Source organism: Methylobacterium sp. E-041 (assembly GCF_022829665.1).
Taxonomy (GTDB): domain Bacteria; phylum Pseudomonadota; class Alphaproteobacteria; order Rhizobiales; family Beijerinckiaceae; genus Methylobacterium.
On sequence record NZ_JAKSYQ010000041.1, the window covers coordinates 1 to 8,330 of the forward strand.

An 8,330-nucleotide genomic window follows, 5' to 3' on the forward strand; every position below is an offset into this window, starting at 1 on the left:
GTCGTACTACGACGAGGTGGCGCTCAAGGGCCTGCAGCTCGCCGCCAACGACTACGCCCGCGGAGTCGTCACCCCGGCCCAGCTAGAGAACATCCGCGCCTCAGCGCGCTCCCTCGTCGAGGACTTCGAGGACCATCCCGATGCCGCGCCGGCGCAGGACGCCAAGGTTGCCAATCCCGGCGAGACACCGACGTTGGCCGAACGGAGCCACCCGAAGAACGAGGCGGTGCCGGGGCAGGCGCCGCCGCGGGACACCCTTCCGGAAGCCTGGCAGGGCGAGGAGCCGGTGCTATGCCTGGCCGGGCGCGGCCCGCTGGACGAGGCCTCGTCCGCCATGCTTGCCCAGTTGCTCAGGAAGCATGGACTTGGCGGTCGCGTGACGCCGTACCAGGCTGCCTCGCGTGAGGGCATCGCTGGCCTGGACCTATCGGGCGTTGCGATGGTGTGCATCTCCTATCTCGACATCACCGGCAACCCGTCGCACCTGCGCTACCTGCTGGAGCGTCTGAGGCGCCGCGCGCCTGGCGTCCCCGTGCTGGTGGGGCTTTGGCCGACCGGCGAGAAGGTGTTGACCGACGCCGCTCTCGGTCGCGAAGTCGGGGCCGATGCCTACGTGTCGTCGCTGCGGGACGCCGTCGAAGCGTGCCTGCAGACGGCCACGGGCGAACGCACCGAGGCAAGACCAGCGGTCTGAACCCGATCAAGTTCTATGCTTGGCGACCTGCGGAACGGCCCATCCAGGGACGGACCGTCTCGCATGACTCTAGGTTGCCTCAGTATACAACTTTGGTGTCAAAAAGCGGATCTTTGGTTCGGCTATCAGCTAGCACTACCTGGGCGCTTTGATGTTAGAGGGCAGCCTGAAGTTCCTTCGGTAGTGCGGACATAGAACGGGCGGGACGAGGCTGGCGAACAGCTGACCGATGATGGCCTGGCGCACGGCGGGCAGGCTAGGTGATGGCGGCGGCCCCGGAAGGCGGGTCGTCATTTTTTCCCCGCCCCGTCCGACGATGTTCGGCGAGGCGAAGGTGCTGCAGGTAGGTGCGGGCGATACACGTCATCAGCGCGTGTCGATGCAGCCCGGTCCAGGACCGTCCCTCGAAATGGTCGAGGCCGAGTTCTGCCTTGAGCTGCTGGTGGGCCTGCTCGCAGACCCAGCGCGTCTTGATCGTGTTTGCCAGGGCACGCCGTGCCGTCTCGGGCGGCAGGTTGGACAGGTCGTATTTCGCTCGCCCGACGAGCGCCACTCGCCCACGAGCCAGACGTTCGCGCCCGGCAGATGCCGGTTGTTGCCCCAGACCGGACCGTCACCGGCCCGCACCCGGATGGCGGCGAACCGGGCCGAGAGCTTGCCCTTGGTACCCTCGCGCCACGACATGTGCCGCCAGGTCAGGTCGGCCAGCACGGCCTCGGCCTCACGCGGCTCCCGGTCCGGCGAGGGCTTGCGGGCGGGCCCCGTCAGCGGCACGAGCCGCACGTCGGCTGTATAGACCTTCTGGTTCTTCACGATGCCCACCGCCCAGCGCAGGCCCCTTGCATCCAGGCCGTGACGGAAGGCGGCGCTGACGCCGTAGCCCGCATCCGCCAGCACCGTGCCGAAGCGTAGACCGGCCGCCTGCAGGCGATCGGGTTCCGACAGCGCGATCTCACCCTTGCTCCTCGGCGCGGTCGTGGCCTCGGGCATGCCGGCCTGCACGCATCGTTGCGGATCGCTCGTCCACGCCTCGGGCAGAGAACAGGCGCAAGCCCACCGGTACGGGCACCTCGCCCTGCGCCAGGGTGAGGGAGACCAGAGACTGGCAGTTGGCCTGCTTGCCCAGCGCACCGCAGTACTGGCGCGCCATCCCGACCGAGCACGTGCCGTTCTTCGGCAGGGCGGTATCGTCGATCACCAGGCAGGCATCGGATCCGCCGACCAGTCGATCCGCCTGACGGGCCAGCTCCGTCCAAAGCGGGCGATCGTCCCAGGCTGGGCTGGCGATGAAGTGCTGCAACTGGTCGTGGCCCGATAGCCCGAGCCGTACCGCCATCGGCTGAAGGCTCTTGCGATCCCCTGGGCCGAGGAGGCTCCGGAGATAGAACGGTGCCCAGGTTCGTCGGGTCTTGAGGCCCATCGCCGCCAGAAACGGCGCGAGCCACGTATCGAGCCCGTCCGTCCCCTCGCGATCCCGATCCATCGCCGCCCCCGAGCCATCCTCGGGCCGACAACGCATCACGACCCTTCAAAGTGTCCAGGTAGTGTCATCGCTTGAACCAATCGAGGGCTGCGGCGAGGCAGAGGGCAAGCGGCACTGCTCGTCAATGGCATGTTCCTACCAGGAACGCTCAAACGAACCACCGAGCGACCGCACGCAGGCCTACTCGTAACGACACCTCCCCTTTTGGGACGGCGATCAATGATCGCGATTCAGCGATTCGAAATATTTTTATAGGCCGGAACGCAAAATTCTCCCTTCGCTTTCCGTTCGAACAAGCCATTGTTGAGGCTGTATTTTTTCAAATCCCGCTCGACGGCTCAAGGTGTCGAAAAAATCTAGGACTCCTCTTGCGTGGCGTACTGCGCCATACTGGGACCATCGGCGAGCTGCAGCCTGACATCACGAACTCGCCAATCATCACTACTGTAAGGAACCGTCCGCGGAGAAAACTGGGTCGTACTCGTATCGCTCCAGTTGCACGAATCGGTGCAACGGCTGCAAGAGCCCGTTACGCGGTCACACTCAGTCTCGAGAAAGTCGCCCACTCGGAAAGTCTCCATCTTGGGTGTCGGCAAATCAGGATCTTCGCCGTGTCGAACAGAATTTCTCCCGACGATCCGTTGAGGCCGACGACAGGCGACCACGCCCGCGGCAATGTGGTGAGACTGCATGGCGGTGCTTCCGCATCGACATCGGCGGAAGTCGATGATGACGAGAGTCGTCACACTCAGGCGACCGGCGCCGTACAACGGGGATGCGCGGCGAGCGAGCTCGCGCCATCGCCTCGCGATCGTGGGTCATCATCGAGAGGGACACGCCCTGCGCGTCATACCTTCGCGACGACGTCCGCGTCACCTTCGAGGTCGGCGGAGGCCGACATGTTTCGAGGGGGCGGAAGCGTCCCCTTGCCATGGTCTTCGGAACCCGATCTCGACCACTCCGAAGTGGTTAGCCAGCGCACGAACGCCGCCGCCAGACCGATTCTGGAAGCCTTCGCTCGCCGCCATGGAATTTTCTCGAAGCAGGTCATCAAGGCAGTCGGAGGTCCGACACCGCTCATACATCCAGTCGTCGCACGTGAACTTGGCGGTGCGCTCCATTCCCAGGCCATGGGGAACGTGATCGCCGCAAACGCCGATCCCGCGTTGGTGCCACTCAAGGTCCGGGCGGGCTTAGCGAAGTTGTCGGCGCAGGATCTCGCGGCACTACCATCGAGCGAGGCAAAAGAAGCCTTCGCGGACTGGGACAAGCCCCTCGTACCAGCAGGGCATCACCATCCGGCCTGGCAGGCCAAGGATGCCGTCGCTTGGCTTAAGAACTTTCCTCCGATTCGACGCCTGCCCAAGCCACTGGACACCTGGGACGATGCCACGGCCGCGCTTTGGCTGAACGATCGTCCGTCGATCACACCAGCTTCGCAGAACGGGGGTTCAGACGACGTCGTGGTGGCCATTGAAGCATCGAACCCTTGGAAGCCGTCCCTCGAGGTGCTGCATACCCTCGGCGACCTCGACCTGGAGGAACTCGCCTATCGCGTGTTCGTCGAGCGGCTGCGTCGGGAGGTGATGCCGTACCACATCAGCGAGCGAAGGCTCCGCGTGCGGGACGCCATCCTGCACGTCACCTTCGGGTACCAAACGCTCGAGGACGCACGTCGCAGTGTACGCGAGCACGATCTGAAGCGGGTCAGGCACTTCGATCGTCTGTTCGGCGTGGACCGCGAGTGGATCTACGACCTCTGCTGTCGGATCATCGATGCCTATGCATGGCCAAGTGGTTTCACCGAGTCGGACCTCTGGTCCGAATTCCCGGACCTAGACGATATCGAGCGATGACACGCCCGCCCGAACCGACCCACGCCTCTACGATAAAATCTGATCACATCATCCCAAGTTAGCGCGTCACCGCCGATGTGAATGCAACTAATACAACTATCCATCAATAAAAACTTCGTATCCATCGAGATTTTCCGATGAATATCATGTACGCGGGCCACCTCGATCGTTCCTTTCTCATGGGAGGACAGCCGGACCGATTTCGGTCGATATCCTCCCGTGGTCATGTGCCACCCTCGGATGCGTTCGGCCCGTATCGGTCCTTCTTTCAACGAGCGGGGATGATGTCCCTGTTGAGTGACGCCCTCCTAAGGCCGTTGGACCGTTCGCCACCCGCGGAAAGAGTCGTTTCCCATCGCGGGCAGGACGGTCGGATGTACGACTCGATCCGTCGAGCCGAACTCGAGGACGACGCGCTGCGTCTCGCCCATCTCGTCGTGCCAGCGAAGGCGTTCTCGGGGGCGACGATCGGGACGATGTGCCTGCGTGCACCGGAGGATCCTCACGAACCCGATCTCGTGCAGCACGTCGAAGGACTCCTCTTCGGCATCCTCCAAGCCCTACAGGCCGGAGCCACCCTCATCCTGGCGGACTGCGACCGGCAAGTGCTCGTCGAGTTGTTAGACTGCGTGGTCGCGAATGGCATCGCCTTACCGTTCTGCATCCCCGACCTCCGGAGGATGAAGACGTTCGACGGCAGGATCTCCGGCCCCGTCGCGAACCTCGAGCCGGGCGATTACAGCGACTTGAGCGCCTTCCGGACGGATCCTGCGATGCAAACCTACCGCCACCGTCTCGGTCGGCTGTCAGAGAGCCGCACAGTCGACGTCGGGACACTGCTGAAGGCCGCCCTGGCAGAAGCACAAAGGTCTAGCCCACGCATCCGTGAAGCACCCACGGACATCATACTCACGTCGACATGGGTGAGGACCATCGACAACGCCGATCTCGACACCGTCCGGGTTGACCCGTTCCAATGGACGGATCGCAAGCCATCCAAGCCGAAGTTGCACGTCGTGGTGCTGTCCGGCTGACATGACTCGGCTGAGAGTTGGAAAAATGCGATCGGAGCGACGCCGTCGCGCAATGGGCGGCACTTGCGGACTTATGGACCCAGATCTTCGCAAGTTTCATTTCATACTCGCCTAGTTGATCCGCAGTTCACACAAAAAGTCTTCTGCGGAAGTATGTCGGCATATCTTGTCTGTTATAACACGAACCGATATTGATGCCCAACGTAGAGCAGTAGGCGAATTTTGATTAGTAGTCAAACCCCAAAGAGGATGTTAGAACATGAGCGATGCCAGAGACGATCACGATACCCATGAGGAAGCCTGGCCGTTCGAGGAGGTCTTGAAGGCAGGCCGCGAGGGCGCCCGCGAACAGCTGCGTCGGTTCCTAGACTATGTCGCCGAGAACGATCCCGCACTGGCGGCGACGATTGCGGCGGAAACGGCGCGATTCGATACCGTATCGCATACGGTCATCGAGCCGACGATGCGCGAGGTCGCTAATGAGGTAAGGCAGCGCGGCTGGCACGTCTCCGTAGTCCGAGACGATGATCTGGACCGAATGGCGGTGTTTGCTACGCCTGGCATACGATTCTACTGCAGCGGCACGTCGTCCCGCACTGGAACCGGCGCCCCGGTCTGGCCGTCCTGCTTCGTCGGCTTCTATGGGAGCGTTCGGAACTCGGCTGTGGGAACCCTCGTGGAATTGCCCCAGGTCGCCGAAGGCGCTGTCCCTTCCTCCGAGCCGTTACTCCAATACCCGGAGGTCACGAGCGAGACGGTCCGCACAGTGCTCATTGCCTTCCTCGAAGATTTGGGGCGCGAACTCTCAGTGATCGAACGCGCTTGACCGGGCTGCCGGAGCTATGGCCCACATCGTTTGCACGCTACGTTCAGGGCGGACGGACACTGGGACAATCGAGCACGGCGCGATCATCGAATTCAACCGAGACACTCACGACATTGGCGTTCGCGACATTGGTCAGCCCCCATTGAGATGGTCCGCCCTTTGGTATGGCTTTTGAGCCTGGGGGACGGACAAGATGGCAAAGCACCCGAAGCCCGAGGAGATCGTCGCGAAGCTACGTCAGGCAGACGTGCTGATCTTACAGGGCCAGAGCGTGGCCGATGCAATCCGCGCGCTCGGTGTGAGTTCGGTGACATACTACCGGTGGCGACGTGAGTTTGGCGGCCTGAAGTCGGATCAAGTTCGACGGATGAAGGTCTTGAGACCGAGGATGCTCGGCTTCGAAAGGCCATCGCCGATTTGACGCTGGACAAGCTGATCCTGCAGGAGGCGTCCCGGGGAAGACGTCTCGAGCCCGGCGCGCCGACGCGCCTGTGTCTAGTGGTACGAGTCTAACACTTGGTGCCCGCGCTTTGCGGCCTGGATGATGCGATCCGGGTCGGCGGTCCAGACGAAGGGCTTCGGATTGCCGTTGCTCTCGGCGATGAAGCGTTTGATGGCGGCCTGTACCTCGATCAGCGATCCGAACACGCCGCGTCGGAGCCGGCGTTTTGCGAGCTTGGCGAAGAAGCCCTCGACGGCATTGAGCCACGAGGCTGAGGTCGGGGTGAAGTGGAAGGTCCAGCGCGGGTGGCGGTCGAGCCAGGCACGGACCTTCGGGTGCTTGTGGCCGGCATAGTTGTCCAGGATCGCGTGGACGATCTTGCCCACCGGAACCGCCGCCTCGACCGCATTGAGGAAGCGGATGAACTCCTGATGCCGGTGGCGCTGCATGCAGCGGCCGATCACCTTGCCCTCCAGCACGTCCAGGGCGGCAAACAGGGTCGTCGTGCCGCGGCGCTTGTAATCGTGGGTGCGCGTCGTCGGTTGGCCCGGCTTCATCGGCAACGGCTCCTGCGTGCGGGCGAGCGCCTGGATCTGGCTCTTCTCGTCGACCGAGAGCACGACGGCGTGGGCCGGCGGGTCGACGTAGAGCCCGACGACGAGGGCACCCATCGAACAAGTTCGATGGGAACCCGTCGCGCAGTTTGGCGGCGAAGGCCGGGTCGGTGGAGAGCTTGAACTGCCGGACTCGATGCGGCTGTAGGCCGTGCCCCCACCAGATCCGCTGCACCGACGAGACACTGATGGCCGCGGCCTTGCTCATGGCGGCGGCCGTCCAATGCGTGGTCTCGCCGGGTGGTTCTCCTTGCGTCAGAGCCACCACGCGCGCCGCCACCTCCGGCCCCAGCGGCGGGATGCGCGCCGGTCGCGTTTTGTCCCGAAGGAGCCCATCGGCGCCCTCCTGCGCGAAGCGGTCCTGCCAGCGCCAGACCACCGTCTTGGACACGCCCGCCTCACGCATGATCGCATGCGTCCCCAGCCCATCGGCGCTCAGCAGTACGATACGGGCGCGCCAGACGTGCTTCTGCGACGTGTTTCGATCCGCGACGAGTGCTTCGAGCCGAAGGCGATCCGAGGTGGAGAGCGTGAAAGAGATGCCACTGCGCATCCCGCCAGACTCGCAGGATGGGGCGCAAACCGAAACCCCACACGGACTCAACCGTCAGGGCTCAACCACTAGCACATCATGCGGACGATGACCGTCTCCGAGCGCCGTGCCTGCAGGGCGCTTGGACAGCATCGCCCGACACAGCGCAAGGTACCGCGGGGCCGCGACGATGAAGAGGCGCTGACGGCCGATCTCGCGGCGTTGGCTGAGAAGTACGGACGCTATGGCTACCGCAAGATCAGCGCGCTGCTGAAGGCGGCCGGATGGTTCGTGAACGACAAGCGCGTCGAGTGCATTTGGCGTCGTAAGGGTCTGAAGGTCCCAGCCAGACAGCCCAAGCGGGGGCGGATCTGGGACAACGACGGCTCCTGCGTCCGTCTTCGCCCGGAACACCGAAATCACGTGTGGTCGTACGACTTCGTCGAGGCGCGCACGCATGATGGACGCAAGATCCGGATGCTCACCGTGGTCGGCGAACCGAAGGACCGCGCAGCGAGTTCACGCACGAATGCTTGGCGATCCGAGTCGCCCGCAAGCTGAAGGCAACCGACGTCATCGACGTGCTCTCAGATCTGTTCATCCTGCGTGGCGTACCGAGCTATATCCGTTCGGATAACGGCCCGGAGTTCGTTGCGAAGATCGTACGAGCTTGGATCACCGGCGTCTGAGCAAAGACGGCCTACATCACGCCAGGATCCCCGTGGGAGATGGCGTAATCGGTCCTGAGTCGCGCATGCTTGCAGGACCGATCCACTGATCCGGAAGGGCTGCTGCCATGCTCCACTATGTTGGCCTCGATGTGTCTCTCGACCAAACCAGCCTCTGCAT

4 protein-coding genes and 5 pseudogenes are annotated in these 8,330 nt (G+C 63.4%); 6 read left to right on the plus strand and 3 right to left on the minus strand.

Going from position 1 to position 8,330, the window contains the following annotated elements; all coding sequences use genetic code 11:
* Nucleotides 1-694, plus strand: a pseudogene (locus MKK70_RS02860) (AI-2E family transporter); the annotation flags it as partial.
* 256 nt (nucleotides 695-950) lie between these two features.
* Here MKK70_RS02860 and MKK70_RS30980 read toward each other — a convergent pair.
* Nucleotides 951-1,247: a transposase gene (locus tag MKK70_RS30980; RefSeq protein ID WP_409568238.1), complete on the minus strand. Its 297-nt coding sequence runs from the start codon at nucleotides 1,245-1,247 to the stop codon at nucleotides 951-953.
* Nucleotides 1,248-1,411: 164 nt separating this feature from the next.
* Nucleotides 1,412-2,213 (minus strand): annotated as a pseudogene (locus MKK70_RS30505) (IS701 family transposase); the annotation flags it as partial.
* An 890-nt stretch (nucleotides 2,214-3,103) separates the two neighbouring features.
* Between MKK70_RS30505 and MKK70_RS02870 the strand changes: the two are divergent.
* The 4 genes and pseudogenes from MKK70_RS02870 to MKK70_RS02885 all read left to right on the plus strand — a co-directional run.
* Nucleotides 3,104-4,033: a hypothetical protein gene (locus MKK70_RS02870; protein WP_243945725.1), complete on the plus strand. Its 930-nt coding sequence runs from the start codon at nucleotides 3,104-3,106 to the stop codon at nucleotides 4,031-4,033.
* Nucleotides 4,034-4,407: 374 nt separating this feature from the next.
* Complete coding sequence (locus tag MKK70_RS02875; protein WP_243945727.1) at nucleotides 4,408-5,067, plus strand: hypothetical protein; 660 nt, start codon at nucleotides 4,408-4,410, stop codon at nucleotides 5,065-5,067.
* Between the two features lie 259 nt (nucleotides 5,068-5,326).
* The gene (locus tag MKK70_RS02880; RefSeq protein ID WP_243945729.1) at nucleotides 5,327-5,893 is read left to right on the plus strand and encodes a hypothetical protein; all 567 of its coding nucleotides are present in this window, start codon (nucleotides 5,327-5,329) and stop codon (nucleotides 5,891-5,893) included.
* Between the two features lie 193 nt (nucleotides 5,894-6,086).
* A pseudogene (locus MKK70_RS02885) lies at nucleotides 6,087-6,389 on the plus strand (transposase); the annotation flags it as partial.
* Here the strand turns inward: MKK70_RS02885 and MKK70_RS02890 are convergent.
* Nucleotides 6,389-7,502: pseudogene (locus tag MKK70_RS02890) on the minus strand (IS630 family transposase). The pseudogenes MKK70_RS02885 and MKK70_RS02890 sit on opposite strands and share 1 nt — an antisense overlap.
* 87 nt (nucleotides 7,503-7,589) lie before the next feature.
* Between MKK70_RS02890 and MKK70_RS02895 the strand changes: the two are divergent.
* Nucleotides 7,590-8,167, plus strand: a pseudogene (locus tag MKK70_RS02895) (IS3 family transposase); the annotation flags it as partial.
* Between the last annotated feature and the right edge of the window lie 163 nt (nucleotides 8,168-8,330).